Genomic DNA, 26,949 nt, shown 5'->3' on the forward strand with positions numbered 1-26,949 from the left:
TGTTCGCAAGTCGAGGAGGCTTGCGACGCACATGGGCACCAAGGACTACAGCAACGGAAACGGCAGGCATGACCTGGGGCGCGCGGACATCTCCACGCCTCCCACCGACGCGATGGCCACGCACCGCTCACCGGACGTGGCGCCGCCGGGTTCACGCGAGCGCTCGGAGTCCGACGTGAGCGGCTGGACGCCCGGGCGCGACGAGCCACCCTCCGACCGCCAGGGGCGCTTCCACCGCGCCGCCGCGTGGCGCCTCGCCCGCGTGCGCACGGACGTGGACGACACCGGCATGTGGCGCAAGGACCGCGAGGGCGAGCGCGACGGGGGCACCTCCGGGCCCTACGGCCGCGATGACCGGGACCCGCGCTACGCCAACGGCGCCGGCCCCGTGCGCACCCAGGGCGAGGACACCGTCCAGGAGATGCCCCCGGAGCGCGCCAGCTACCGCGAGTGGGACCGCACCGGCTACGGCGGCCCGGAGCCCCTGCTGCGCGACCGCCCGGCCCGCACCGCTTCACGCGAGGATGCGCGCCTGCGCGAGCGGCTGGCCCCCCAGCGGGAGGAGTCCTTCCCGTTGGATCCGCGGCTGCGGGAGTCCCGCGACGCGTCCGGCGCCTCCCGCCGCCGCTGGCGCCGCGAGCCGCTCACCGCGCGCGACATCATGACCCGCCAGGTGCGCACCGCCCGCCGCGACAGCACGCTGCGCGAGGTGGCGCAGCTCATGCGCGACGAGGACTGCGGCGTGGTGCCCATCGTGGACGCGGAGGGGCGGCTGCTGGGCCTGGTCACGGACCGCGACCTCGCGCTGCGCGCCTTCGCCGGCCAGCGCGCCGTGGACGGCCTGCGCGCGGCGGACGTGATGACGGAGGAGGTGGAGGCGGTGCTGCCGGAGGAGGACCTGCACGGCGTCATCGAGCTGATGGGCCGCAAGCAGGTGCGCCGCATCCCCGTGGTGGAGCCGGACGACCGGCTGGTGGGCATCATCGCGATGGGGGACGTCGCCAGCCGCGCGGACCAGGACGAAGAGCTGCAGGAGGCGCTGGAGCGCATCTCCTCGCGGCGGTCGTTCTGGAGCCGGCTGCGCTGAGCAATCCCAGCGGGGACGGGAGCGCGAAGGGCCTCCCGTCCCGCCATCCGGGGCTCAGGCGATGGTGACGACCACGCTGGACGCGTCCGCCGTGACCGTGAACTTCTTCAGGTCGCTGGTGGCGGGGCCCTGCGTGACGGTGCCCTCCTTGGTGAACGTGGACGCGTGGCAGGGGCAGAGCAGCTCGTCGATGCTCGCCTCGAAGCTCACCTCGCACTGCTGATGCGGGCAGATGGAGTCCACCGCCGAATAGCCGCCGTCCTCCATCTTGAAGACGAAGATGGTCTTGCCGTAGCCGGTGGGCTTGCCGCTCACCATGCCACCCGTGTTCTGGAGGTCCGGGAACTGGGCGAACGTCAGCGTCACCTTGCCGTCCTCCACCGACGGGAAGGCGTCGTCACCGGCCTTGATGTTGATGCTCAGCACCTGCGTGCCCGCGTTGTACGTGGCCACGTACGTCTTGAGCTTCACCGTCGCGGGCGGGTTCGTCACCTCGCCCGTCGTGACGTTGAACTTGGACAGGTGGCAGGGGCACACGGCCTCCTGGCCGTCGAAGCCCATGGGACAGCCCACGTGGGTGCACGTAGCGGACAGCACCGAGTAGGCGTCCGCGGACGGGTGCACCACCAGCAGGTTCTCCTGTCCGGAGCCCCCCGGGAAGCGCAGCGTCACCGCCCCGCCCACCCGGGACAGGTCCGGGTAGCGCTGCACCACCAGCGACACGATGCCGTCGTCGCCCGGCATCTGCACGTCGAGCACCGGCGCGGGGTCGATGTCCGGCGCGCACGCCGGCAGCCCCGCCACCACGGCGCCCGTTCCCAATATCTTCTTGAAGAAGTCGCGGCGCGACGAGCTCACGTGCCCTCCGTGAAGACGAGGTGCGGCTCCAGCACCAGCTCGTCTTCCACCTTCACGAGCAGCAGCGTGGGGCGCTCGATGTTGTAGCCCTCCAGGCTGATCTTGAAGGACCCGTCCGCCGTCACCTGCTTGGCGGAGTCGAACTTCACCGTCATGGGGATCTCCACGTCCTTCGTCACGCCGTGGAAGGTGAGCTTGCCCTTGAGGGTCACCGGCACGGAGGCCGGGAAGGTGGTGGGCGTCTTCACGCCGGTGCCCACGGCCTTGACCTCCACCAGCGGGAACTTCGCGGCCTCCGTCACCTCCAGCATGTGCGTGTCGCGGTTGGAGTTCTGCGAGTCGAAGTCCTTCACCTGCGCGCGCACGGCCACCTGCAGGGTGCCGTCCGGCTTCAGCACGGCCTTGCCCTCGCTGGGGGGCGCCTTGCCGGACACGGTGTGCATCTTGTGGATGAGCTTGTAGGTGAGGGAGCTGGCGTCCTTCTTCACCGAGTACATCTTCGCGTTCTGCGCCGCGGCGGGGAGCGCGAGCAGCAGGGCAGCGGATAGAACGAGTCGTCGAGAAATCACGGCGTCCTCCAGAGGGGATACGTCTTGCCTCCGCACAACGGCCGGCGCGCGGAGACATTCACGGCAGGGGGATGAGGGTCAGAAGGTAAGCGTGACGATGCCCGCGGCGACGCAGCCCAACGTGGCATAGCCCACCACCTGGTGCGCGGTCGCGTACTTCGGCTCCGTGATTTCGCCGTAGCTGTGGGTGGCCAGGATGCCCAGCACCGCCTGGGCAATCATCCCGGCGGTGGCCAGGCTCATGAAGATCTTGTGGAACGTCACCGTGTCCCACTGGAACGCGCGCTCCACCGGATCCGGCGCCAGCAGGCCCAGGGTGCCCACGGTGGCGAACAGCAGCGACGTGCCGATGACGACGCCCCGGTGCCACGCGAGCAGCGTGCGGTCATCCCCGCCGCCCCGGAAGGACTCGTTGAACTGGAGCTGCCCCAGCACGGTGGCCGCGGTGAGGCCGCCCGCCATGGCCAGGCCCAGGCCCTGGTGCAGCTTGAGCATGGTGCGGCGCGTCTCCAGGTCCTTCTGCAGGTCCGGATCCAGCAGGCCCTTGGAGGCCTCCGCCTCCGGCGTGAGCAGGTCGAAGTCCAGGCTCGGCTCCGACGTGGAGCCCTGGGTGGCGGAGGAGTCCGTCGCGCCAGCCGAGCCCGCGGGCTCCTGCGTGGCGGACACGGGCGGCGTCACGTCCGGCGTCACCGGGGGCGCGACGGCGGGGGTGGCCGCGGGCGCGGTCTGCTGCGAGGAGCCAGACACCGGACGGGCGGGCTTGCGCTTCACGGGCTTGCGCTTGGTCGCTGCGACCAGCACGGGGGCATCCGGCGCGAGGGCCGCGCCAGCGGGGGAGGCCGCCAGGAGCAGGACGGCCAGGAGGGGGGCAATGACGCGGGTCATCATGGGGTTCCGAGGGGGGGACAACGCGGCCCGTCGAAAAAGAGCGGGCCAGGTCGTCCCAGGCTACCCCGGCTCACGGTCCCAGTGCACGGAAGTGCACACAGGGTCCGGTGAACCTTGCGATGACGGTGCACCCCGGGGTGGGAGGCGGAGCCACGTCCCCCGGGGGCCACCGGATGTGACGCGGGCGTTACGCGGGCGTCGTCGACGGCACCTCGGTCCGGGGCGCGGTGCCGTGGGCCAGCTCCTGGCCCAGGGCATGCGGGTCGAAGTAGGCGAAGAAGCGGCGGACCCGGTCGCCGTCCCACTCGATGATGGAGACGCCCTCGTAGGCGATGGCGGCCCCGTTCTGCGCGGTGCCCTGCGTCTCCCACTCCAGGGCCACGCGGTCACCGGACTCGATCATGTTGCGAAAGGTGGACTTCACCTGGCCCAGGGTGCCCTTGTACTCGGTCCAGAAGCGGCGGGCGCCATCGACGCCGGAGAAGACGCTGGGCGAAGCGACGTTGCTCACCTGCGCGTCGTCAGTGAAGAGGGCGACCATCGGCTCGATGTCGCCGTGCTCCTCCAGTTTCAGCAGTGCGTCCACGAACCGCTGCGCTCGTTCCATCGGCATCGGGAGTCCTCGTTCGTCGCAAGAGAAGTAAGGGGTGTGCCCGGGAAGGGTGCGCACGCAGGGGGAAGGTGGCCGTCGTCGGGCGGCTGCTCCCTCGTCCTCCGGACGGCGGCACCACCCCCTTGCCCCCGGGTGGCCCGGTCCTGGGAGACATGGGCCCACGGACACTGTCTCCTCATGGCATCCAGGGGCCGGGGGTCGCCCCCTTGCTCGCGGGCTTTCGCCGGAGGATGACTGTCCCCTGTAGGAGCACCCATGTCCCAGGCAGCCCTCCGTTCCGCGCCGTCGCCGTCCACCGTCGACGAGGCGCCCACCGACCTTCCCGCGCCCATCGCGGCGGAGCCGTTCCCGCCGCTGGCGTCGCTGCTGGAGGAGGTGCGCTCACCGGGCCTGGTACGCGCGGACATCGACGCGCTCATCGCGGGCCTGGGACGCCCGCCCTCGCCGGACGAACCGCTGCGGGAGCGGGCGGATCTGCTGCTGGGGCTGCTGGACCCGAACAACGCGGTGGGGGACCACACGGGCTCGGGCGGGGTGAAGGTGCGGCACGCGGCGAAGGAGGCCTTGCTCGCCCTGGGCTATCCCTACGCGCTGGAGCTGCCGCCGGAGCTGCTGGAGCCGAAGCACGCCGGCGGGAGGAAACCGGGGCTGACCGGAGGCGACATCACCCTGGCGGTGGTGAGCCTGCTGTACCAGTCCGGGGCCATCACCCTGGTCGGGGCCCTCCTCGACTCCGTGCCGATGGCGACCGAGGCGACGTTCGGCATCAATGCGCTCTTCTGGCTCTCCACTGTGTTCTCGCTGGTGGGCCACGCCACCCGAACACGGAGCCTGCAGGTCATCGGTTCGATGGTGCTGTGGGCGGCGGCGGTGGGGTGGATCCTGCTCGCGCTCCCGTCTGCCTTGTTCACGAATGGCATCTCGCTGCTCCTCGTCCCGTGGCACCTGGCGCTGTGGACCGCCTACTCCCTGCGCCCGGAGCCAGAGCCGGAGGAGCCGCTGGCGCCGAGCACGCCCGGCCCCACGCCATGACCGCGCCGCCCACCGTCCGGGCCGCCACGCGAGAGGACCGGGCCGCCATCGCGGCCATCTACAACGCGGCCCTCGCCGAGCGCGCCTCCACCTTCGAAACGCGCCCGCGCACGCCCGAGGACTTCGACGCGTGGCTGGGCAAGCGCCATCCGGTGCTGGTGGCGGAGGAGGACGGGCGCGTCATCGCGTACGCCTCCACCAGCGCATACAGCCCGCGCGAGTGCTACGCGGGCATCGCGGACTTCAGCATCTACGTGGCGCCGGAGGCCCGGGGGCGCAACGTGGGCCAGCACCTGATGCAGGCGCTGCTGAAGGAGGCGGAAGGCGCGGGCTTCCACAAGCTCACCTCGCGCGTCTTCGCCACCAACGTGCGCAGCCGCGCGCTGTTGAAGCGGCTGGGGTTCCGGGAGGTGGGCGTGCACGAGAAGCACGCCCCGCTCGACGGCGTGTGGCACGACGTGGTGGTGGTGGAGAAGCTGCTGCCCGCGAACGTGCGGTGATCAGCGCCGCGAGTCCTGGGCCCACTCCTCGCGAGTCCAGCCCTGCCGTTCATAGAGCGCCCGGCGCTCCGAGGGCAGCGCATCCCAGGTGACGCCGGGGTCCAGGTCCCGGGGGCGGCTGAAGAGGCCGGGGATGTCGCCCCGGACGGCCTGGGCGGCGCGCTCGGGGGTGAGGCCGCGCAGGCCGTAGCTCAGCTTGAGGCCTGCGTGGCTCTGGCTGGCCTTGTCGGAGGTTTCGAAGGCGATGCCACCGCCGAACTCCGCCGTGCGAGGGTTGAGGGTCGCGTGGGCGCGGGCATGCGAGCCCGCGCCCAGGGACAGCTCCACCTTGCCCTCCGAGTCACGGCTCACGCTGGCGATGCCCAGGTCCACCTGGAGCTGCGTCTCCGTCTTGCCGTGCGCGTCCGTCATCACTTCGAAGCCCAGGGGCCCGGCCTTCGCGGCGACGCCACCTTGCGTCTGGACGTCGGTGGTGCCGCGAGCGGAGGCATGGGCCTCGCTCTTGAAGTGGAGCAGGTCGTGGGCCGCGCTCACTTCCGCGGAGACGAAGGCTCCGGCGGGCCGCTCGCCGGAGAGGACCTGCGCGCGGGCGGTGACGGCCTCGTAGGCCTGGACGAGCGAGCGCTGAGGACGTCCCAGCCCGGCCTTCCACTCGGCCTCGTAGCGCTCACGCTGGGGGTCGGACCAGGAGAGGCCGAGTGACGTCTCGCGAAGGTCCAGCGCCCGAGGAGGCCCGAGCGCGCGAAGGGCCTGGAGGCTGCCTGCCTGGGCGACGGCATCGCCATAGCGTTGCAGGTACGCGTCATAGGCGACGACGGCGGCGCGGCCCGAATCGGTGGCCTGGGCATTCACCGCGTCCCGCAGGGCCGCGGGCAGCTTCGGATCATTGACGAAGGTCTCCGGCCGTCCGGGCATGCCGAGCGGCCCGGGCGCGCTGCCCGCGCGGAGCGAGAGGACGCCATTCGAAGCGGCCTGTTCGAGGAAGGCCTGACGTGACGGAGCATCCATCCGGGACACGTACGCGGCGAGCAGGCCGTCACGGTCCATGCGCTCCAGCGTGGCGCGGTAGGCCTCACGAGGCACGGAGCCGAGCGCATCGTGCGTGGCCTTCACGTCGCCGCCGGTGAGGAAGGGGTTCGACAGGCTGCGCGTCAGGTGCGAGCGGACCGAGGCATAGACGTCCTCGGGGACGGGAGCGGAAGGGGAACGCAGCCGGCCGCCCATGGCTGCGAGCTCGCGCGCGGACACGGCGGGGCCTTCGGTGTTCGTGGAGGTCCGGGGCGCAGGGGGCGCGGTAGAGGGACCGTCATAGGCACGCAGCTCGTTGAGCGAAGGCGCGGAGGCGCTGCTCTCACTGACGGAGTTCCTGCGGGACGCGGTCGTGCCCACGCGAAGCTCGGGCGCGGGTGCATTGGGTTCAGGAAGCGTGGGGTCGGGGGACAGGGGACTGCTACCGGGCGCATCGATTCGGGACATCAGGCTCGCTCCGAGGAAGGAGGAGCCGGGCCGCAGTGCACCCGGTGCGCCACTGGCAGGTGCCCGGAATCAGGGGCTTTGAGGCAGGGAGGATCCGCCTTTCGGACCGGGGATCCTCTTGCGCGGACGCATTCAGCTGGGAGTGCGATCCAGCCAGGCTCGCAGCCGGTCACGGAGGTCCTTCAGCTCCGGGCAGACCGACAGCAGGGCCTGCCACTGGGTTCCCAGTCCCTGCATCGCACGTTTGCGGCCACTCCCGACCTGCATCAGCCATCCCTGCTGACGCAGGAAGGGGTCCGCATACTGCTCCTTGGGGTCATGGTGCGCGCGGACTTCCGACCATGAAGCACCGAGCGCTTCACGATGAAGTGCGAGCATCCACACCTCGACCTCTTCGATGGCGAGGCAGGCGATGAGCCGGTGCGGATGATCCGCTTCACGGCCCCTTGCTTGATGCGAATTGCCCAACCGATCTCCGTCGCGATCGACCATCAGGAGGAACAGGTTCGCCATCGGGTTCTCCGCGACGATGCTCTCGATCATCTTCTTGTCGAGCGCTTCAGAAGTGCCACGGAGGTGCGGATCCTTGAGGACCTCGATGCGAGCCTTGCGCCCCAGGTCCTCGAAGAGCTTCTCGACGATGGGCTTGAGGATGTACTGGTCGCGCGTGGGGTCCTCGGGAATGACGAGGACTTTCACAATGCGCGCTCCAGCCAGCCCGTGGTGAACAGATGCTCGATGTTGGAGCGCTGCGACACCTCCTCGAAGTGCGGGAGATCACCCAAGCGACGCAGCACGGTGCCCTCCTGTTCTGGAGCACGAGCGCAGAGCACGGTGCTCTTCAATGCTTCAGGAGAGAGCGCCATAAGCACCTGTGGCGAATGCGTGGTCAGGATGACCTGGACCCCACGCTCACGGATGAGCGACTCCAGGAACTCGATGAGCAGGTGAATGCGCTGCGGATGAAGTCCTGTCTCGGGCTCTTCCAGAATCACGAGGCTCCCCTTCCGCACGGTCCGCAATGCAACCAGTGTTCCCAGGAAGCGCAACGTGCCATCCGACAGGCTTCGCGCAGGGGTCCGCGTTCCATCCCGTTCCACGAGGACGAGCATCACGTCCCCGAGTTCGGTTCGACTGAAGTCGAGCCCGACGATCTCCGGGCCGCACAGCTCGGACAGCCAATCGACCCATTCCTGCCGCGTGTCGGGATCACGCTGGCAGAGAGACCAAAGGACTGACGAGATGTTCTCCCCTTCTGCGCCCAGCTCGATGTCCTGCTGAGGGGAGTAGCCGCGCATTCGTGATGGGGCCACCTCCAGGAAGAGGGAGTGCTCCAGCGTTCGAAGCACGGGGCCGACGTACATCTGGTCCAAGCGACTCACTGCGCTTTGAAAGACACTTCTGTGGGCCTCATTGGGGACCGAAACCGTAATCACCTGTTTCCCCGAAGGGCTCTCCTGCGATGCCACCTGGTCCTTCATCTTGAAGAGCGCCAGCACATTGACTGGCACTGCCTCGACAATAATGCGGGGCGGGTCGGACAGGCTCAGCCGCTCCCAGCGAAACGTGGGCTCTCCCCGGACCTCGATGCCCATACCGTGGGTCAGTGGCTCGGATCCCCAAGTCCAGCGAAGCGTCAGTTCCACGAGCGCATTTGCCGAACGCGCAAGGCCCATGCTTCCGCCGCGTAGCGCGGGAGCGATTTCACGCCCCGCCTTACGCTTGCCCTGGAGGGCTTCGGTCAGCGTCCATCCCAGTTCCAGCCGCTGAACCAGCCTCAACGCATCCAGCAGGTTGCTCTTGCCGGAGCCGTTCGCTCCCACGAGCACCGTCAACGGCGCGAGCTTCACTTCCGCGTCCGCGAAGCTCTTGAAGTTCTTGAGGTGGATGGATTCCAGCATCACCACCACCCTACTTCACGCCCCCCGGCGCGCGAACGCTCATCCCCTCCAAGCGTCCTCCAGAAACGACGAAGGACCCCGAGCCCGAAGGCCCAGGGTCCCCAAACCTGTCCGACAGTCGGACAGGTTCTCAGCCCAGCACGTCCTGGGCGCGGCGGTAGTACATCTCGCGGCTCGCGAGGCCGTTGTAGCCGCCGTTGATGCGGCGGGTGACCTCGCGGAAGTTGCCCGCGTCCGCGTAGCTGTTCAGGTTGCGCGACTGCCAGTACCAACCCGCGATGCGGAACGCGACGTCCGGATCCTTCGCACGCTCCGGATGCCCTTCCAGGTCGATGCCCAGTGCCTTGCCCGCCGCTCGGTAGTTCGCGCGGCCCGTGAGCTGGATGGGGCCTCGGCCCTTGTAGCGCTTGCCGTCGCCCGGCTGCGTGTTGCCCAGGTCCTTGCGGCCCTCGTACGCCGCGCCAGAGGCGATCTCCTCCATGTAGCGCAGCTCGCCGCTCTCATGCGCCAGCTGCGCCAGGAACATCTCCTTGCGCCGGGGCGTGTTGATGTTCGCCTCCGCCATCGCCTTGTTCAGGTGCGGCAGGTACTGCTCCGCCTTCGCCTGCGACAGGTTCGGCATGATCCGCCGCAACTGCGCCGCCGTCACCCCACCCTTGCCGCCCGACGTGCCCGGCGTCCCGTCCACGCCTCCCGTGGACGGAGGCGGCTTCGACGTCCCGCCCGTGCCCCCGGTGCGGCCCGGAATCGTGAGCTTCTGCCCGACGTAGATCTTGTTCGGGTTCGCGATGTGGTTCGCCTGCTGCAACGCCCCCACCGTCGTGCCGTACCGGCCCGCGATGCCGCTCAGCGTGTCCCCGCTGCGCACCGTGTACGAGGCGCCCCCGGAGGACGGCGGCTTCGACGTCACCGGCGCCGCACCTCCACCCGCGCCCGGAATCGTGAGCCGCTGGCCCACGTAGATCTTGTTCGGGTTGGCGATGTGGTTCGCCTTCGCCAGCGCCCCCACCGTCGTGCCGTGCCGCCCCGCGATGCCGCTCAGCGTGTCGCCGCTGCGCACCGTGTAGCTGCCCGCCTTCGACGGCGCCGCCTGGAACCCATCCGGCACCGTCAGCCGCTGGCCCACCCGGATGAGGTTCGCGTTCGCGATGCGGTTCGTCTTCTGGAGCGAACCCACCGACGTGTTGAAGCGCTGCGCGAGGCCGCTCAACGTGTCGCCGCTGCGAACGGAATAGGTCGTCACGAATAAAACTCCGGGAAAAGAGGGAATCAGTGCCCGGATTTTCGCGATGGCTGGGAATTAGTTTCCCAGGAAGACCTACTTTTCAGGTTGCTAAATCTATCCGTTATTCCTGTGCCTTCGAGTCACGCAGCCGTTGCTGGAGGTCGCGAGCCACGGAGGTGTCGTGCATCACGACGAGGCTCTGCACGTAGTACGCGAGCGCCCAGAGGTTCTCCTCCGGGATGGCGCCCTTCCACGAAGGCATGGCGGCGCCGCCGACGCCCGCGGCCATGACGCGGTAGAGGTCCTCGCGCTGGGCCTGCGCGGTGTACGGCTGGCCTTCCACGCGCGTGCCCTGGGGCCACACGGTGCGCAGGCGATGGAAGAGGAAGTCGGGCGGCAGCACCTTCGCGAGCTGCGTGGCTTCGCCCTTCACGTCCACGGTGAGCGAGTAGTCCGAATCGCGAGGCAGCGCGGTGTACGGATCCGCGTTCGCCAGGTTCACCTTGCGTCCGGAGACGCTCTCCATCAGCGCGGCGAGCTCCGCACGAGGCAGGTACGCGACGTGGCAGCTGGCGCAGCCCGCGTTGCCCTTGCCGGCCACGTGGTAGACGGTGCGGCCGCGCTCCACGGCCTCGGCTTCACGGCCCTTCCACGGGTCGTCGGACAGGGCGATGGCCGCGCCGGGGGACTCCTGCGTCCAGCGCGGGCTGAAGGTCTTGAGGTACTGCACCACGGCGTCCACGTCCGCCGGGGGCACGTCCCACGCGAACATGGGCGTGCCGTGCAAGCCCCGGCGCAGGGTGCGCTTCAGCGCGTCGTCGGTGGGCAGCTCGCCCGCGGCCACGCCGCCGAACTTGTAGAGGCCCTGGCGGAAGTTGCGCGGCGGGGGACGCATGCCGGAGCCCGCCGGGCCCTGACCGTCGCCCTTCTCGCCGTGACAGGACGCGCAGTAGTGCGTGTAGACGTCGTATCCACGCGACAGCGTCGCGGCCGGGATGACGGTGCCGTCCGCGAGCTTCAGGGGCTCGAAGGTGGGCGTGTCCTTGCGGCACGCGGGAGCAAGCGCCCCCAGCGCGAGCACGGCGAGGATGCGGAGCGAGGAAGTGGGCTTCATGGGAGGTACACCACCGCGAAGAGGACGCCGTACATCACCGTCGAACACCACCAGCCAGGCAGGGCCCGCCGCAGCGGAGCGCGAGCCTCCAGGCCGCGCAGGACGCGGAGCCCCGCGCGAAGCAATCCCACGAGCACGACCGCCAGGTGCGCGGCCTGCACCGCCGACAGGCCATACAGCGCGGAGGCGAAGACGCCGCTGTCGGGGATGCGCAGGTCGCGGTACCAGAACAGCACGTGCAACCACGCCGCCTGCGTCGCGAGGAATCCCGCCCCGGCGCCCAGCACCCCCAGCAGCGGGAGCCGGATCCGACGCGGATCCACGCCACGCCGGAGCACGGCGTGCAGCAGCACGGCCCCGATGACGAGGAGCCCGCCGGCCAGCGCGGGAACGAGGTAGCCGGGACGCGCGGACGCGGGAGGAAAGAAGCCTCGCAGCCGGTAGAAGCCCGCGGTGAAGGCCACCGCGCAGAAGAGCATCGCGGCCGCGGCATGCGCGATGACGACTCCGAACCAGAGGTTCCCTTCGTCGCGCTGGGGGGACGGGGAGGCCAGCGTCCCCGCAGGGTCGTTCGTGCTCACGGGGCAGGACTCTCGCATGCCTGGGCCCGGCGGAAAGCACCAGGAAGCCGGGCGGCCCCCCGTCTCCCGGTCTACGACTCTCAGTCTCGGGCCGCCTGCGCCCTCAGGATCCTCGCGAAGCTCTCACGCTGCCTTGCCCCGGAACGACGCAGGGAGTCCTGCTCGGCAATCCAAAAAGAATCGAGCAGCCTCGAATCCTCACGCACCACCTCGACGAGCGCCTCGATGAAGTTCCGGACGCGCTCTGGCTCCAGTCGTGCGGAGGAGGGCACGGCATTCCAGTCCTGTTCCTCCACGCGCGTGAGCACGTCACCGTCACCGTCATCTTCAAAGGCGACCAGCCGGAACTTGATCGAGAGAGAGCGGTCCGGACACTCCTCGGTTTCCACCCAGTCAATGAACGTGGAGCCTCGTTCCATCGCAGGCAGGCCCTTGAGCCAGTCCTGCAGCGCCTGGGGTGAGAGCTCTTCTCCGGGAAGGGGTGGTTCGATGACAGCCTCTTCAGGCAGGAGGTCGAGCGCCGGCAGGTCGGACGTGCCCGTGGGCGAAAAGCGCACGGAGCTGAGCCGTTTGCCGTCGTCCCCGACATACGTCGAGAACATGTCGAGCCGACGCGCCTCCAGGTCGAAGACGTAGATGTAGGCCACAAGCCCGGTCTCGTCCGGTGCGACCCGAGGCCCGGGGTCCTCCTCGGTGTGGCGTTCGACCGCCGTGGGCCCGGGCTGCGGCATGCAGTTGGTCCAGCCCCAGGGCGCCTCATCGATGAGCTCGCGCACCACGGCCTGCAAATCACCCTTCACCTGCTGCACGCGATTCAGGAGGTGTTGCCCGAGGCCCGTCGGGGAGCCATTCCGGAAGTGTTCGACCCCACGCCAGGGCCGCTCGGAGACGTGCTCGGGGACCCCCGAGCCCGACGTGTACACAGCGATCGCTGCTGGAGTCGACATGGCATGCTCCTCTCGATTCAGGTCGGGTAGCCTGCGCTCTTCCCACATTCCGCTCCTGGCCCGCCAGCACCGATGTCTCCAGCCTCTTCGAGAATCACGCCCCCCGGTTCAGACGTCTGGCCGCTGCTCATCGTGGCGCTGGGGGCCTGGGTGCTGCGCGCGCTCGCGTTCTTCCATCGCGCCGGGCCCATGGGCTACCCCATGGACTACGACGAGGGCGTCTACTTCTCCGCCGCGTCGCTCCTGCTGCGCGGAGACCTGCCCTACCGCGACTTCATCTTCGTCCACCCGCCCGGCGGCCTCCTGCTCTGGGCCCCCGGCGCCGCGCTCACGCTGGGGCTTGATGCGGCCACCGCCTATGGCGTCACGCGCTACGTCGCCGCCGCCGTGGGCGCCCTGTGCGTGTTCCTCGCGGGCCGCGTCGCGTGGCGTGCCTGGGGGCCGCTCGCTGGCTGCGTGGCCGCGCTCGCCTATGCCTCGTATCCGGAGGCCGCCCTCGTCGAACGGGGCACCTTCCTCGAACCCCTGCTCAACGTCCTGTGCCTGGGCTTCGCGAACCTCTGGCTCGCCCCCGGCGCCCACTCCCGAGCACGCCGCATCGGCGCGGGCGTGCTCCTGGGCCTCGCCGTCTCCGTGAAGATTCCCGGTGGGCTGTGGCTCGTTGCCGCGTTGTTCGCCCGTCCAGGAAGGGAGTCCTGGCGTCACGCCCTCCTGCCCGTGCTCGTCGCGTTCGCCACGTTCGCCATCGTCGTGGGCCCGCTGGCCGCGCTCGCCCCTTCCGAGTTCCTCCGCGACGTCATCACCTTCCAGGCCGTGCGCCCCGCGGACGGTGAGCCGGACCGCTGGCTGCGCCTGCGCGACATCTTCCACGAGCGCCGGCTGGGAGAAGTGCTCCTCGCGCTCGTGGGCCTGGGCACCGCGTGCGTGCGCGCCTTCCGCGCTCCCCCGGAGCACCGCCCCGCCGCCCGCTTCTTCGCCTGCGCGTTCCTCCTCAGCGTGGCCCTGTTCCTCGCGTCACGGACCTACTGGAACCAGTACAACGCACACCTCGCCGCGTCGGAGGCCGTGCTCGCGGGCCTGGGCGCTTCCGTGCTCCACGCCTTCAGCGTGCGCTGGGGCCGCGCCGCATCACGGGCCGTGGCCGCACTCGTCCTCGCCGCCGCGTGCCTGCCCGGTGCGTGGCACGTCTTCCAGAGTGGCCAGCAGCAGGCTCCGGACGTCACGGCGCTCGCGAAGTACCTCCGCGCCGACGTGCCCGCGAAGGCGTGTCTCTTCTCCTTCGAGCCCGGCTGGGCGCTCGCGGCGGGCCGGCTCCCCATGGGGGCCACCCCCATCGTGGACAGCTACGCCACCATGCTCCAGGACGCCATGAGCGCCGGCGACCGCTTCGACGACACCGCCGAAGCCCTCTCCGCCCCCGAGGCCCAGCAGGCCCTGCGCGTCATGCTGGACTCCTGCCGCTTCGTCATCCTCGGCTGGCGCGGCACCTGGCAGCTCACGCCGGAGAGCCGGCCCTGGTTCAAGCAGCGCTTCGTCCGCCGCTTCCCCACGGGTGACACCGGCGGCGTGGACCTCTGGGAGCACCGCTAGACGGCGCCCTCCACCCCGGGCACCGGCGGCGCTATCGGCTCCGCGACCGGCTCGCTCGAGGGCAGCGGCTCCGCCTGTCCAATCCAGTCGCGGCCCAGTTGCTCTTGTACTTCCGGTTGCGACAGCGCATGCGGCCCGCGCAGCACCACGCCAGCCGGCCCCACGTCCGTCCACTCCAGCGTGCCCACCCGCCACGGATTCGGATCCGCGGCCCGGCCCCAGCCGAGCGTCCGCACCAGGTTCACCACGAACACCAGCTGCACCGCGCCCAGGGCGAACGCGGCCCAGCTCGTCCACCGGTTCAACGTGAGCAGGTGCGCGAGGAACGTGTACTGGTACGGGTCATAGAGCCGCCGCAGCTGCCCCGCGTAGCCTGCCACCAGCTGGCCCCCGAAGACGGCGATGAACAGCACCGCGCTCAAGAGCACGTGCACCTTCGCCAGCCGCTCATCCAGCGCGCGTCCGTACATGCGCGGGAACCAGAAGTAGAGCCCCGCGAACACCGCGAGGAAGCTGGCCGCGCCCATCGTCAGGTGGAAGTGGCCCACCACCCACATGGTCCCGTGCAGCGGCACGTCCGTCGCCACCGCGCCCAGCGCCAGCCCCGTGATGCCGCCCAGGCCGAAGACAACCATGGTCGCCAGCGCCGCGAGCATCGGCGACGTGAGCCGCACGCTGCCCCGCCACAGCGTCATCAGCCAGTTGAGGAACATCACCTCCGCGGGCAGCGAAATCAGCAGCGTCAGCACCATGAACGTGCGCCCCAGCACCGGCGCCATCCCGCTGGTGAACAGGTGGTGCGCGTACACCGCGCCGCTCAGCGCCGTCACCGCGCCCATGGCCCCCGCAGTGAGCCGGTAGCCGTGCGCGGGCTTGCGGCTGAAGAAGGCCACGAAGTCCCCCACCATGCCCCACGCGGGCAGGATGAGGATGTAGACCTCCGGGTGGCCGAACAGCCAGAACAGGTGCTGGTACACCACCGGGTCGCCGCCCCCGCCCACCGCCGCCGCGCCCGCGATGAAGAACTGCGTGCCCGCCACCCGGTCCAGCAAGAGCAGCCCCGTGGCCGCCGCCAGCACCGGCACGAACAGCACGTTGAGCACCGCGCCGTAGAACAGCCCCCACACCACCAGCGGCAGCCGCCCCCACGTCATCCCCGGCGCCCGGCAGCGCACCACCGTGACGACGAAGTTGAGCCCGTACAGGAACGCGGACACGCCCACGCACAGCACCGCCACCGTCACCAGCGTCTGCCCCAGCCCCGGCGTGAACGCGGGCGTCGCCAGCGGCGGATACGACGTCCACCCCGCGCTCGCGGGCCCCAGCCGCACGACGAACGACACCAGCATCAGCGCGCCGCCCACCGCGTAGGCCCAGAAGCCGAACGGCGACAGCCGGGGGAACGCCATCTGCTTCGACCCGATGGCCAGCGGCAGCACGAAGTGCCCCAGCGCCCCGAAGAGCAGCGGCGTCACCGCGAAGAAGATCATCAAGAGGCCGTGCATCGTGAACACGGCCGTGTACGCGGGCGGCGTCAGCGCGCCCTTCGACTCGGGCAGCGCCCACGCGAGCCCCGGCACCGGCTGCCCCGGCCAGGCCCACTGGAAGCGGATGAGCATGGCCAGCAGGCCGCCCACCAGCAGGAACAGGAACCCGCCCCACAGGTACTGCCGCGCCACGCGCTGAGGGTCCGTCGTCCAGAGCGACTTCAAGAACGCCCCCGCCTTCATGGCGTCCTCCACACCCAGCCCCAGTGGGCCGCCGTGTCATCCGGGTCGTAGGCCTGCACCGCCTTCAAGCTCGCCTCGCGCAGCCACGCCGCGTACGCCTCCGGGGACAGCGCCGTCAGCATGCCGCGCATCCGGTAGTGGCTGGTGCCGCAGTGCTGGTAGCAGGCCGCCTCCCACGCGCCCTCGCGCGCGGCCTGGAACCACGTCTGGTTCACGCGGCCCGGGATGGCGTCCAGCTTCACGCGGAAGGCCGGCAGTGAGAACCCGTGCACCACGTCCGTGGAGACGAGCTGCACCCAGACGGGCACGCCCGCCGGCACGCGCAGGTCGTTCCAGGTGACGACGTCGTCCTTCGTGCCGAACGCGCCGTCGGCGCCCGCGTACCGCGCCTCCCATGACCACTGGTGCGCGTTGATCTGGATGCGCACCGTGCGCGGATCCTCGGTGGGGACCTGGAAGTTCCAGAGCACCTCGCGCAGGTAGCGCTCGGAGCCCAGGAACAGGGTCCCGTCCACCACGCCGAACACGCCCAGGGCCAGCCCCAGCACCCACGCCCTCGAGCGCCGCGTGCCCCCGTCCGGCGCCACCTTCCGGGCGCCCCGGAAGCGCACCACCGCCAGCAACAGCCACCCGAGCATCACCGCCGCCAGCGCGAGGTCGAAGCCGTGGTTCGTGGCCAGCAGCGCGTCGATGCGGTCGCCCGTCGCGCTCGCGTTCTCCGGCGGCGACAGGCTCCACGCGCCTCGCGCGGGCGGCACCGCCAGGGGTGCCTGCGCATCCGGGGGCGCGGCGTCGTTCGCGGACGCGGGGGACAACGCAGGGGACTCCGCCATCACGGGTGCTCCTGTTCCACGGGGGCCGAAGCCCGCTCCTCCCGCCCTGCCCGCCGGGCCGCCCAGAGCCCCACGCCCACCAGCGCGAAGGGCACCAGCATCAGCGCCAGCAGCAGCTCTCCCGCCCCGCCCGGAGACTCCGGCGCCCGGGCCGTGCACGAGGGGCACGCCAGCGCCACCGCTGGCGACAGCGCCCCGAGCAGCCCGAGCCATGGCCCGAGCCCGCACCGGAAACCGAGTCCTGGCCGCGAGCCGAGCCACAGCCCGAGCCGGGGGCCAAACCGCAGCCCGAGTCCGTCCTGGCGCCTGGAGGCCAGGCGCCGCGCCAGCGCCCGGACGCCTCCCCACCCGCCCGGCGAAGCGCGTCCACCCTGGGGCTGGAAGAGGGCATGGGGCATGCCTCCGGGCTAGCACGCACCCAACGTCCCCTCAAGGCGCCCCCCGTGCGTCCCGGAGCGGCCACTCTCCCTCATGCCTCGCATGCGGCCAGCCCCTACCCCGGCGTGCCCGGCGCTTGTGCGCCCCCCGCCGATGCCGTACGTGCCGACCATGTCCGTCGAATCCCCCTCCTCCCCGTCCGCTCCCCGCTCCCGTCCCGTCCGCCGCTCCTGGATCTGGGCAGGCATCGCCGTGGCGTCGCTCGGTTTCATGGGGGCGGCGGGTTACGACCTGGTGAAGGGCCGCTCGCAGCCCCCGCCCAAGCTGGGCGCCCTGCCGGACTTCACCTTCACGCGGCAGGACGGGCAGCCCTTCGGACTGAAGCAGCTCCGCGGCCACCCGTTCATCGCCAACTTCATCTTCACCCGCTGCCCCACCGTCTGCCCCGTCTTCACGCAGAAGATGGCGCGCGTGCAGGAGCACACCGCGAAGCTGGGGACGGACCTCCAGCTGGTGTCCTTCTCCGTGGATCCGGCCTACGACACCCCGGAGCGGCTGACCGAGTACGCGAAGAAGTACCAGGCGGACTTCACCCGCTGGAACTTCCTCACCGGCGACTACGCCACCCTCAAGGACACCATCGTCCAGGGCTTCAAGATCAGCATGGGCCGCGAGCCCGGCGCCGCCGAGGACGACCTGCTCTCCATCTTCCACGGCACCCACTTCGTGCTCGTGGACGGCACCGGGGAGATCCGCGGCTACTACGACAGCGCCGACCCCGAGGCGACCCAGAAGCTGGAGACCGACGCCTTCCGCCTCGCCCGCGAAGAGGGCTGAGCCGCCCCCCTTCCTGATCGCGCCCACACTCCGGGTGCGCCCCGCCGGGTCACACCCCACCCGGCATCCCAGGCCCGGCGCGGCCACCGGAAACACGAAGGGCCGGCGCCCCGCCCATGACGGACGGGGACCGGCCCTGGGCGCTTTCTGGGCTCCGGCGCGGCGGCATGGCCCGCAAAGCCGAAGGGCCAGCCCCACCTCTCGGTGAGCACTGGCCCTCGTGCCTGAGTCACGCCAGCTTCAGCGGGGAGCTCAGTTGATGAGCGCAGCCTGCGCGTGGGCGAACAGGTTCTGCACGTTCTGCTGCGCGGGCTGGGAGGCCAGCGCGCCGACCTTGTCCGCGCCCTGCTTCACGACGCCCGCGATGTCCGCGATGGACTTCACGGTGGGGGCGAACTTGGTCAGCTGGGACAGACCGGCCAGGGGGCCCTTGGAGAGCAGCGCCGCGCCGGAGTCGATGAACTTGTCCACGAACGGCTTGGCCAGCTTGCCCAGGCCGAACGGGAGCTTGTCCAGGAGGCCGCCCGCGATGCCCTTCAGGCCACCGGCCAGGGCGCCCACGGGGTTCTGCACGAAGTTCAGCGCCTTGCCCGCGATGTTCGCGACGCCGCCGGCGACATTGCTGACCGTCTTCGCGATGCTGCTGACAACCTTGCCGATGCCGCCCATGGTGATACCCCCTGCTTAAGTCTGGTTTGGAGAGTGTGTGCCGAAGTGAAGCTGCAAAAGGATTCTCGGAAGGGGGAGGAAAATGTTTCCTCCGAATTTCCGATCTATTTCACGGGGATTCCGGGCGGGCTTCAGCCGCGGGTTCCGCCGCCGCCCTTCTTCATCTGCTCCAGCAGCTCCTGGCGCTTCGCCTCGTCCTGGGGCGCCTTGGGGGCCTCGCCCGTGGGGTTCAGGCTGGGCTTGCCGGCGGCGCCGCCGCCCTTGCCGGCCTCGAACTCCGACTTGGCGAACGGGTTGCCCTGGCCGGGCAGCTCACCCTTGGCGCCCGCCACCAGGAACTCGCCGACCTCCTCCACCGTGTGCACCGGGAAGCCGTTGGCCTTCAGCTCCTCGTCGGACACGACGTTGAGCATGGGCTCCTTGTCCTTGTCCTGCGCGTACTCGAGCACCAGCTCGACGTAGTCCTCCAGCTTCATCCCCACCGCATCCGCGATGCGCTTCGTCTCGGGATCCTTGAGGAGCTCCGCGCGGACGACTTCCACGGGACGGGACAGACCACGCTTCTTGCCAGGGGCTTGCTGGGACATGTGATTTCGCTCCGGTGAGGAGAGGAAAGACGGCGGGGAACAACTCTAGCCCATCTTTCCAGTACTACCCATTCCCCCACCCGGACCGCCCCCGCCTCCCTCGGGGGCGCCTCGCCGGCCGTGACCCGCGCCTCCCCGGACCGGGCCCGGAAAGGCGTCCGGCCTGGCGTCCTGAAGGGGAGGGGTTCACGGCCCGGGGCCCGGGGGCCCCCGGGCGTTCTTTCAGCGGACCGCGTTGCGGGGCGCGCCCTTGCGGGTGGAGGCCGGCGCCTTGCGCTTGGGGAGGATGCGGGTGACGGAGCCCGGGCGGCGGGCGGCGGCGGCGGCGCGCTCCTTCTCCTCGGCGGCCTTCAGCGCCGCGGCGCGCACGGCCAGCTGCTCCGCCTGCTGCGCCCAGCGGCGCTTGAGCGCGTCCCGCAGGCCGTCCGTCTGCAGGTCCACCTGCGCCTGGTTCAGCCGGTAGTGCAGGTCCTCGCGCAGCGTGCCCCGGGTGAGGGCGGCCATCGCGGTGCCGGAGACGCCCACCACCACCTTGGGCCGCTCCTCCTGCATCTGGAGGCAGCGCAGGATGAGGCCCTGGGCGTCCAGCGGCAGCTTCGCCACGTCCGCGATGAACAGCACGCCGTTGGGCTGGCGCAGCGCTCCCGCCAGCTCCTGCGCCTGGCGCACCTCCGTGAGCGGGACGCCGAAGTTGCGCGCGGCTTCCTCCGCCCAGGCCCTGCGCTCGTCCTCGGTGCCTCCGTGGATGATCAACGAGGCACGGTTGGAGACGAGGTCCTCTTCTCGATAACCGCGAAGAGCCACGGGATGCCCTACCCTTCTGGGAAAGCGGGTCCTCCCAAAGTCTAACGCCCCCCCGGGTTGCCTGTTCAATCCCTTACTTGCGGGAAAAAAACAGGGACCCGTTTTATGAGAAGCCAGAGCACTGGACACCTGTTCCCGGGTCAGGCCGAGGGCACCACCATCACGGGCTTGCGGCAGCGCAGCACCAGCTCGCGCGCCACCGCCTCCTCCAGCACGTCCGGGACGACCTCGCGGCGCGCGGAGGTGCCCACGCAGACCAGGTCCACGCCCTCGCGCTCCGTGGCCTGGCAGATGGCGACCGCCACGTCGTCCCCGCTGACGCCCTCCACGCTCCAGTGCACCGCCTGCGCGACGGCGTCCCGGGGCACCTGCGCCCAGAGCCGCTGGAGCACGACGTCCCGCTCCCCTTCGGGCTCTGGCAGCACGCCGAGGACGTCCTTGGGGCCCCGCTCGCGGCCCCGGAGCCGGTGCACGTGCAAGAGGTGCACGCGGCCGCCCGGGCCCACCAGCGAGCACGCCTGCGAGATGGCCTGGACGGACGCGACGGTGAAGTCCACGGGCACCAGGGCGCTCCTGGGCGGCGGGAGGCGGCGCGGCTCGCGCCCCCCGGGCGGGATGCACGCCACGGAGCGCTCCGCGTGGCGCAGCACCCCTTCCGACACGGAGCCGTGCCACAGCCGCTGCACGCCGCCGCGCAGGTGCATGCCCACCACCGTCAGCTCCGCGCTCCGGCCGTGGGCCACGTGCAGCAGGTGGTCCGCCGGGCGGCCATAGCCGGGCTCCAGCACCACCTCCACGCGGCCCTCCCCCTCCAGGTCGCCCAGGCGCTCGCGCACCTCGCGCATCAGCACGCGCTCCACCAGCGGATCCAACCCCTCCATGTTGCGCTCCCGCGCGTCCAGCCGCTCCACGTGCACGGGGGTGTGGATACCCAGCCGCTCGCGCTCCTCCAGCGGCGAGCACACGTACGTGGCCAGCACGTCGCACCCGCCCACGCGCCGCAGCTCCCTCAGGAAGGAGATGGCCGCGTCGGAGGTGGAGGAGCGGGGGTCCACCCCCACCATCACCAGCAGCCGGCGCCGTCCCCGGGCCCAGTCCAGCAGCGCCGTGTCCCGGCGCACCGCCAGCACCGGGGCGCAGCCGTGGCGGGCCAGGCGCTCCGCCAGGGACGTCTTGCGCCAGGGGGACGTGCGCCAGCCCGCCGCGGCCACCACCACCAGCCGGGCGCCGCGGCACTCCTCCTCCCCCAGCAGCGTCTCCACGGAGGCGCCCCGCGACATGCGCGGCTCCACCATGCCCGTGAGCGCCCTCAGGCGCGCGGCCTCCGCGGCCAGCCCGCCCTCCGCCGAGGACAGGGCGTCCGGGGCCTCCGCGTCGGGGACTTCATCGTCCACGCCCAGCAGCAGCAGGGGCTCTCCCAGCCGGCCGGCGAGGGTCGCCGCGACGGTGGCCGCGTGCGCGGCGTCGGCGGACAGGTTCGTTGCGCAGATGATGGCCATGGCGGGGCCCCCCGGGGAGGCAATGCCCGCTGGAGCCTCCCCCGCCGAGAAGGATGCGCACGCCGGCCACGCGGTGGCGGGACGCCCTCCACGCCGGCCTGCCTGCCCCCCAGGGCGGGGCGTCCCGGCGCCCAGGGCCCTGGCGGAGCCCTAGCGCAACAGCTGCTGGTGCCCGTCGTGGTTGGTGTGGTCCTGGTTCTCCCCCGCGCCGCCGCGCTGGTTCTCCCGGCCGAAGGAGGAGAGGAACACGCCCTGCGCGCTGCTCGCGTACTGGTACGGCCGGCCCCAGGGGTCCCGGGGCACGGCGTTGAGGTACCTGGGCACCAGCATGTCGTCCAGGTTGCCCTCCTCCGGCAGCTTCCCCCCGTGGTCGGACTGGTAGCGCTCCAGCGCGCCCAGGATGACGGTGAAGTCGGCGTGGATCTGCTGGGTCTGCTCGGGGTCGCGGCGGCGGAAGGCGGTGAGCACCAGGGCCACGACGAGCGCCAGCCCGAACACCACCGCCACCCAGGGCAGCGGCGAGCGGCGGGACTTGTCGGGGGCGGCGGACGGAGAGGAGGTGGCGGCCATGGCCCGCCCACCCTAGCGCGTCAGAGCGCGCGGTAAAGCGGCACCGGCTGCTGCTTGCCCTTCAAGCGCACCGGCGGCAGGTCCTCGAAGGCGGTCTCATTCGCGTCCACCAGCTCGCGGGTGCGCTCGCCCACCAGGATCTCCCCCGGCCCGGCCAGCGCGCACAGCCGCGCGGCCACGTTCACCGCGTCGCCAATGCAGGTGTACTCGGCCCTCAGCGCGCTGCCGATGTTCCCGGACACCACCACGCCCGAGTTCAGCCCCACGCCCAGTTCCAGCACCAGGGGCCGGCCCTCGCGGCCGTGGGCCACCCACTCGGCCTCCGCGATGGCGCGCAGCTCCGCCACGGCCTCCATCATCATCTTCGCGCACTGGAGGCCCCGGAGCGCGTCATCCGGGCGGCCCACCGGCGCCCCGAAGACGGCCATCAGCCCGTCGCCCAGGAACTTGTCCAGCGTGCCGCCGCAGGTGAGCACCGCGTCCGACAGCCGGCCCAGCACCTGGTTGAGCACCGCCACCACCTGCTCGGGGGGAAGGCTCTCCGCCAGCCCGGTGAAGTTGCGGATGTCCGCGAACAGCACCGTCACCTCGCGCTTCTCGCCGGCGAGCACCGCCGCGTCCGCGCTCTTGAGGATCTCCTCCACCACCGCGTCGGACGTGTAGCGCGCGAACAGCTTGCGCATGCGCTCCGTCTCGCCCGTGCGGCGCACCACGCTCTCGATGCGCGCCGCCAGCTCGTCCATGGACGCGGACTTGTTCACGTAGTCGTCCGCGCCCGCGCGCAGGCCGCGCACGCGCTCCGCCTCGCGGTCGTTCGCGGTGAGCATGATGACGGGGATGGCGCTGCGCGGGCCCTCCTTCAGCCGCCGGCACAGCTCCACGCCGTCCAGCCCCGGCATCTCCAGGTCGCTCAGCACGATGGCCGGCTGCAGCCGCCCCATGCCCTCCAGCGCCTCGTACGGGTCCTGGAAGCAGAGGACCTCGTAGCCCAGCGCCACCAGCCCCTCCTGCACGAACGCGCACGCCAGGGGGCTGTCGTCCACCACCACCACGCGGCGCCGGCCTTCCGTCGCGGGACGCGGCAGGTCCTGCCGGCCCACGATGCGGTTCTGCACGCCCAGGGCTTCGTAGATCTGCTTGTACGTGCAGTGGCCCTGCTCGACGAGGATTTCCCCCAGCCGCCGCCCGTCGCGCCGCTGCCGCGCCAGGGCTTCATCCAGCTGCGCGAGCGTCACGTACTTGAGCCCCACCAGCAGCTCCCCCAGCGGCGGCTGCGCGGGCCCCTTCTCGTGGTTCAGGCCCAGGGCCTCTCCCAGCGCGTCCTGGATCTGCTCGCGCGACACGTAGCCCAGGGAGATGAGCGCTTCGCCCACGCGCTGGCCGGTGAGGGCCTGCAGCGCGAGCGCCTCCTGCACCTGCCCCGGCGTGACGACGCCCAGCTTGAGCAACAGGTCACCGAAGAGGGGATTCGAGGCACTCACGCGGCAACCTCCATTCGCTCACCGTAGCGCAAACCCCGGGCCCCGGCCCAGCCCACCCCAGGGGGCAGGGCTCACCCAGGCTGGAACACCCGGCCAAAGGCGAGGACGATCTCCAGGATGATCAACGCGACGATCATCACCTCCAGGATGTGCGAGCGGTCGATGTCCACCTCGCCCTTGAGCAGGCCATACGTCTGCGCCAGCAGCTGCTGCTTGCGCGTGACGGAGGCCTGCCACGCGGGGATGCGCAGGCGGCGCACGGCGCCCTCGTAGACCTTGGCCAGGTAGAAGTCGCCAATGATTTTCAGGCTGTTCTCCACCCGCTCCACGAACTCGTTGAGGTCCACGAGCGTGCCCAGCGTCTCGCGCGCGAGGCTGCGGTACGGGCTGCGGAACAGCGTGAGCCAGCCGGGCTTGCGCGCCTGCACCTCGTCGTGGATGCGCGCGATGTGCTCGTCCAGCCGCTCGTCGTAGTAGCGGAACTCCAAGAGCTGCGCGTTGGCGATCTCCAAGAGGTCCGGGATGTCGCGCGAGCCGGACGGCTCGTAGACGAACGCGCTGTTCCAGTCCACGACGACCAGGTCGTGCGCGGTGTAGCTGAAGCGCACCTGGGTGACGGCCTCGCGCTCGCGCGGGGCCAGCGGCGCGGTGGTGCTCTCCCCCAACAGCAGCCGCGCGATGTCCGCGCGCTGGAACAGCTCCTCCGCGGAGGGGTTGCCCTGGATGCGCTCGGCGAAGATGACGGTGTAGCTCTCGCTCTGGTCCCAGAGGTGCGGCCCCTGCACGGCGGCGGAGATGGTGCGGCGCACGCCCTCCACCAGCTCTTGCGCCAGGTCGTCCAGGGCCTGGCTGTCATAGAGCTCGTCGGCGACCTGGGTGAGGGCCTCCCAGGTGGTGCCGGGCGTGACGGGGACGCGCAGGATGATGGACGCGGCGCCGTGGTCGAACAGGCGCGCGGTGGCGTCCACCGTGACGGGGCCGCCGCGCAGGGCCAGCGGCCTGCGGCCCAGCTCATAGGCCACGGGCGGGTTGGGCAGCTGGATGTACTGGCTGTTCTCGCGCGACAGCTTCAAGCGGCGCGAGTCCTCCGTCAGCGCCTTGCGCGCGCGCTCCAGGTCGATCTCCTCCGCGATGTCGAACGTGCGGTAGCAGAGGATGTGGGCCTGTTCGAAGAGCAGCGTCACTTCGGCGGGCGCGGACATGGTGCGGGCAAGCCTACTCCGCGATGTCCTCCCACAAGACGCGAAGTTCCAGCGCCAGGGCCTCGAATGGCTCCGCGTGGACGGTCTCCGCGTCCTGATGGGTCCCCACCAGGAGGTAGTGCGAGCCTTCCAGCCGGAAGACCTCCAGCGTGTACTGGAGCGGGTCCACCAACCAGACGTGCCGGACCCCTTCACGGGCGTAGATGGGCAGCTTCCGGAACCGGTCCAGCCGTGACGTGGAGGGGGACAGCACCTCGCACAGCCAATCCGGAACCATCGTGATGCCCACGACGTCGGGCAGCTTGGGCACCCGCTCCCGGAGCCAACCCGCGAGGTCCGGCACCAGGACGTCCTTGCCCAGGTGCAGCTCCGGTTCGAACAGGAAGATCCACCCCCCAGGCCCCCCTCGTCCTCGGCCAAAGGGATTGCGAAGCTCTCCGCCCAGCTCGAATGCCGCGGAGGCATGCGGCGTCGCCGGCCGGGGGCTCGCGTACAGCTCCCCGTTGACGATCTCCCCCACCTTGTTCGGCGGGAGCGCTTCCAGGTCGGCGTAGGTGGCGGGCTTTCGGGTCATCTCTGGGACGAAGAACCTAGCAGGTAGGGACATGCCCGGACACTCTCATGCCCGTCTGACACGTGTACCCCGGCGGCCGGGAGCCCCGGAAGGCCCTCGGCCCTGAGACATTCCAGGATGTTTCACTCAGTCGCCGCCGCCCTCCGGCAGCTTGATGCCAATGCCTCCCGGGCCCGGGCCATTATCTGGCAGATTGCCAATATGCCCGGGGGTGGGAATGGGGCGGTCCCCCGCCTGGCGCTTCTGCTTCTGTTCGTCTTCCGGAAGCTGCGGTTCCTTCCGGGGGCTTTCGTGCTCACCCATGGCGGCTCCTTCGCGCGTTGAGAGGGTTTGACCTCTCCCAAGCTAGGGAGCCCGAGCCCCGGCTGGCACCCCGCTCCTGCCGGCCCGCGAAGCATGCGGGGGCACGAGCGGCACGGGGTATTTCAGGCGCCCCGGGGCTTTGGGGGCGGCGCCAGCGACGTGCGCACGTCCCACAGCTCCGGGAAGAAGCGCAGGTCCAGCGCCTTGCGCAGGAAGCCCACGCCCGACGAGCCGCCCGTGCCCTGCTTGAAGCCGATGATGCGCATCACCGTCATCATGTGCCGGTAGCGCCAGAGCTGGAACCGCTCCTCGGTGTCCACCAGCTTCTCGCACATCTCATACGCATCCCAGTGCTTCTCGGTGTCCGAGTAGATGCGGCGGAACACCTCCATCACCTGGGGGCTCTTCTCATACGGCTGACGCCAGTCGCGCTCCACGTGGCTCTTGGGAATGTCGTGGCCCATGCGCGACAGGTGGCGCAGGAATTCGTCGTAGACGCCCGGCGACTCCAGCAGGCGCTCCAGCTCCGCGTGCACGCCCGGCACGTGCTTGAAGGGCCCCAGCGCGGCCTCGTCCTTGTTGCCCAGCAGGAACTCCAGCGCCCGGTACTGGAAGCTCTGGAAGCCGGACGCGTGGCCCAGCGTGTCGCGGAACTCCAGGTACTCGTTGGGCGTGAGCGTCTCCAGCACGCTCCACTGTTCGAAGAGCATCCGCTGGATTTGGGCGACGCGCGCGAAGATCTTGAACGACGGCTCCAGCCGGTCCGCCTGGATGTACCGGATGCAGGCGGACAGCTCATGGATGAGCAGCTTCATCCACAGCTCGCTCGTCTGATGCTGGACGATGAACAACAACTCGTCGTGATGGGGAGGCTGGGAACGGGGCACCTGCGCGGACAGAAGCCGGTCCAGCTGCAGGTAATCACCATAGGTCGTCCGGCCCGCGAGGTCCGTGACGATTCCAGGCTCCAGGTCGCGTTTGTTCATGGCCCGGGCACTCATGCACACCAACCCCCTCGCGGCGCAAGCACATCCTCCGCGCGGTCAATCCAGCCACGCTCTTCCAGACGGAAGAACGGGTCCACCACCTCTGCCCGGGCCG

The 26,949-nt window shown here is 70.6% G+C and carries 29 protein-coding genes; 5 read left to right on the forward strand and 24 right to left on the reverse strand.

The features are described 5' to 3' along the window. Positions 1-31 precede the first annotated feature (31 nt). On the forward strand, positions 32-1,087 hold the full coding sequence (locus NR792_RS26660; RefSeq protein ID WP_375755508.1) for a CBS domain-containing protein: 1,056 nt from the start codon (positions 32-34) through the stop codon (positions 1,085-1,087). A 54-nt stretch (positions 1,088-1,141) separates the two neighbouring features. Here NR792_RS26660 and NR792_RS26665 read toward each other — a convergent pair whose 3' ends face one another. The 4 genes from NR792_RS26665 to NR792_RS26680 form a co-directional block, all read right to left on the reverse strand. Then, positions 1,142-1,945, reverse strand: a complete 804-nt coding sequence (locus NR792_RS26665) for a Rieske 2Fe-2S domain-containing protein (RefSeq protein WP_375755509.1) — start codon at positions 1,943-1,945, stop codon at positions 1,142-1,144. Further along, the gene (locus tag NR792_RS26670) at positions 1,942-2,514 is read right to left on the reverse strand and encodes a YceI family protein (protein ID WP_375755510.1); all 573 of its coding nucleotides are present in this window, start codon (positions 2,512-2,514) and stop codon (positions 1,942-1,944) included. Before NR792_RS26670 ends, NR792_RS26665 begins: the two co-directional genes overlap by 4 nt. A gap of 78 nt (positions 2,515-2,592) precedes the next feature. Next, positions 2,593-3,402, reverse strand: coding sequence for a hypothetical protein (locus NR792_RS26675; protein ID WP_375755512.1), 810 nt, complete (start codon positions 3,400-3,402; stop codon positions 2,593-2,595). 187 nt (positions 3,403-3,589) lie between these two features. Continuing rightward, positions 3,590-4,015 (reverse strand): nuclear transport factor 2 family protein, encoded by a 426-nt coding sequence (locus NR792_RS26680; protein ID WP_375755513.1) that lies wholly within the window; start codon positions 4,013-4,015, stop codon positions 3,590-3,592. Positions 4,016-4,270: 255 nt separating this feature from the next. Between NR792_RS26680 and NR792_RS26685 the strand changes: the two genes are divergently transcribed. Continuing rightward, positions 4,271-5,047: a hypothetical protein gene (locus tag NR792_RS26685; protein WP_375755514.1), complete on the forward strand. Its 777-nt coding sequence runs from the start codon at positions 4,271-4,273 to the stop codon at positions 5,045-5,047. Beyond that, a complete protein-coding gene (locus NR792_RS26690; RefSeq protein WP_375755515.1) occupies positions 5,044-5,547 on the forward strand; it encodes an arsinothricin resistance N-acetyltransferase ArsN1 family A in 504 nt (167 codons plus the stop codon). The genes NR792_RS26685 and NR792_RS26690 overlap by 4 nt, the downstream gene beginning before the upstream one ends. Here the strand turns inward: NR792_RS26690 and NR792_RS26695 are convergent, their stop codons facing one another. The 7 genes from NR792_RS26695 to NR792_RS26725 all read right to left on the reverse strand — a co-directional run bounded on the left by NR792_RS26695 (position 5,548) and on the right by NR792_RS26725 (position 12,791). Then, the gene (locus NR792_RS26695) at positions 5,548-7,023 is read right to left on the reverse strand and encodes a hypothetical protein (protein WP_375755516.1); all 1,476 of its coding nucleotides are present in this window, start codon (positions 7,021-7,023) and stop codon (positions 5,548-5,550) included. Between the two features lie 132 nt (positions 7,024-7,155). Then, entirely contained in the window at positions 7,156-7,722 is a 567-nt protein-coding gene (locus NR792_RS26700) for a hypothetical protein (RefSeq protein WP_375755517.1), read from the reverse strand. Further along, positions 7,719-8,924 (reverse strand): AAA family ATPase, encoded by a 1,206-nt coding sequence (locus NR792_RS26705; RefSeq protein WP_375761698.1) that lies wholly within the window; start codon positions 8,922-8,924, stop codon positions 7,719-7,721. Before NR792_RS26705 ends, NR792_RS26700 begins: the two co-directional genes overlap by 4 nt. A gap of 130 nt (positions 8,925-9,054) precedes the next feature. After that, positions 9,055-10,167: a LysM peptidoglycan-binding domain-containing protein gene (locus NR792_RS26710; RefSeq protein WP_375755518.1), complete on the reverse strand. Its 1,113-nt coding sequence runs from the start codon at positions 10,165-10,167 to the stop codon at positions 9,055-9,057. 103 nt (positions 10,168-10,270) lie between these two features. Beyond that, positions 10,271-11,263 (reverse strand): c-type cytochrome, encoded by a 993-nt coding sequence (locus tag NR792_RS26715; RefSeq protein WP_375755519.1) that lies wholly within the window; start codon positions 11,261-11,263, stop codon positions 10,271-10,273. Next, on the reverse strand, positions 11,260-11,844 hold the full coding sequence (locus tag NR792_RS26720) for a hypothetical protein (RefSeq protein WP_375755520.1): 585 nt from the start codon (positions 11,842-11,844) through the stop codon (positions 11,260-11,262). Before NR792_RS26720 ends, NR792_RS26715 begins: the two co-directional genes overlap by 4 nt. An 80-nt stretch (positions 11,845-11,924) precedes the next feature. Beyond that, on the reverse strand, positions 11,925-12,791 hold the full coding sequence (locus NR792_RS26725; RefSeq protein ID WP_375755521.1) for a hypothetical protein: 867 nt from the start codon (positions 12,789-12,791) through the stop codon (positions 11,925-11,927). Positions 12,792-12,863: 72 nt separating this feature from the next. Between NR792_RS26725 and NR792_RS26730 the strand changes: the two genes are divergently transcribed. Beyond that, the gene (locus NR792_RS26730; RefSeq protein ID WP_375755522.1) at positions 12,864-14,381 is read left to right on the forward strand and encodes a glycosyltransferase 87 family protein; all 1,518 of its coding nucleotides are present in this window, start codon (positions 12,864-12,866) and stop codon (positions 14,379-14,381) included. Here the strand turns inward: NR792_RS26730 and NR792_RS26735 are convergent. From NR792_RS26735 to NR792_RS26745, 3 genes are read right to left on the reverse strand one after another with little or no spacing between them, the layout of a single operon-like run. Continuing rightward, positions 14,378-16,111: a cbb3-type cytochrome c oxidase subunit I gene (locus tag NR792_RS26735; protein ID WP_375755523.1), complete on the reverse strand. Its 1,734-nt coding sequence runs from the start codon at positions 16,109-16,111 to the stop codon at positions 14,378-14,380. The genes NR792_RS26730 and NR792_RS26735 overlap by 4 nt on opposite strands. Then, the gene (locus NR792_RS26740) at positions 16,108-16,944 is read right to left on the reverse strand and encodes a cytochrome c oxidase subunit II (RefSeq protein ID WP_375755524.1); all 837 of its coding nucleotides are present in this window, start codon (positions 16,942-16,944) and stop codon (positions 16,108-16,110) included. The genes NR792_RS26735 and NR792_RS26740 overlap by 4 nt, the downstream gene beginning before the upstream one ends. Continuing rightward, positions 16,944-17,342 (reverse strand): hypothetical protein, encoded by a 399-nt coding sequence (locus tag NR792_RS26745; RefSeq protein ID WP_375755525.1) that lies wholly within the window; start codon positions 17,340-17,342, stop codon positions 16,944-16,946. Before NR792_RS26745 ends, NR792_RS26740 begins: the two co-directional genes overlap by 1 nt. A 232-nt stretch (positions 17,343-17,574) precedes the next feature. Between NR792_RS26745 and NR792_RS26750 the strand changes: the two genes are divergently transcribed. Beyond that, positions 17,575-18,159: an SCO family protein gene (locus NR792_RS26750; RefSeq protein WP_375755526.1), complete on the forward strand. Its 585-nt coding sequence runs from the start codon at positions 17,575-17,577 to the stop codon at positions 18,157-18,159. A 252-nt stretch (positions 18,160-18,411) separates the two neighbouring features. On the opposite strand, the gene NR792_RS26755 is transcribed toward NR792_RS26750, so the two are convergent. The 10 genes from NR792_RS26755 to NR792_RS26800 form a co-directional block, all read right to left on the reverse strand. Then, positions 18,412-18,828, reverse strand: a complete 417-nt coding sequence (locus NR792_RS26755; protein WP_375755527.1) for a hypothetical protein — start codon at positions 18,826-18,828, stop codon at positions 18,412-18,414. Between the two features lie 131 nt (positions 18,829-18,959). Next, positions 18,960-19,415 (reverse strand): hypothetical protein, encoded by a 456-nt coding sequence (locus NR792_RS26760; protein WP_375755528.1) that lies wholly within the window; start codon positions 19,413-19,415, stop codon positions 18,960-18,962. A 222-nt stretch (positions 19,416-19,637) separates the two neighbouring features. Further along, complete coding sequence (locus NR792_RS26765; RefSeq protein WP_375755529.1) at positions 19,638-20,219, reverse strand: sigma 54-interacting transcriptional regulator; 582 nt, start codon at positions 20,217-20,219, stop codon at positions 19,638-19,640. Positions 20,220-20,359: 140 nt separating this feature from the next. Beyond that, on the reverse strand, positions 20,360-21,718 hold the full coding sequence (locus NR792_RS26770) for a universal stress protein (RefSeq protein WP_375755530.1): 1,359 nt from the start codon (positions 21,716-21,718) through the stop codon (positions 20,360-20,362). A 150-nt stretch (positions 21,719-21,868) separates the two neighbouring features. Next, positions 21,869-22,288: a type II secretion system protein GspG gene (locus NR792_RS26775; RefSeq protein ID WP_375755531.1), complete on the reverse strand. Its 420-nt coding sequence runs from the start codon at positions 22,286-22,288 to the stop codon at positions 21,869-21,871. 20 nt (positions 22,289-22,308) lie between these two features. Then, positions 22,309-23,769 carry a response regulator gene (locus tag NR792_RS26780; RefSeq protein WP_375755532.1) on the reverse strand — a complete coding sequence of 487 codons (1,461 nt, stop codon included), beginning with the start codon at positions 23,767-23,769 and terminating at the stop codon, positions 22,309-22,311. 71 nt (positions 23,770-23,840) lie between these two features. Beyond that, a complete protein-coding gene (locus NR792_RS26785) occupies positions 23,841-24,971 on the reverse strand; it encodes a hypothetical protein (RefSeq protein WP_375755533.1) in 1,131 nt (376 codons plus the stop codon). 13 nt (positions 24,972-24,984) lie between these two features. Further along, entirely contained in the window at positions 24,985-25,545 is a 561-nt protein-coding gene (locus NR792_RS26790; protein WP_375755534.1) for a Uma2 family endonuclease, read from the reverse strand. A 126-nt stretch (positions 25,546-25,671) separates the two neighbouring features. After that, positions 25,672-25,848: a hypothetical protein gene (locus tag NR792_RS26795; protein ID WP_375755535.1), complete on the reverse strand. Its 177-nt coding sequence runs from the start codon at positions 25,846-25,848 to the stop codon at positions 25,672-25,674. A gap of 122 nt (positions 25,849-25,970) precedes the next feature. Further along, positions 25,971-26,834 (reverse strand): tryptophan 2,3-dioxygenase, encoded by an 864-nt coding sequence (locus NR792_RS26800; RefSeq protein ID WP_375755536.1) that lies wholly within the window; start codon positions 26,832-26,834, stop codon positions 25,971-25,973. Positions 26,835-26,949: the final 115 nt, after the last annotated feature.

The sequence above is a fragment of the Corallococcus exercitus genome (assembly GCF_042231735.1).
In the GTDB taxonomy this organism is placed as follows: Bacteria; Myxococcota; Myxococcia; order Myxococcales; family Myxococcaceae; genus Corallococcus; species Corallococcus exercitus_B.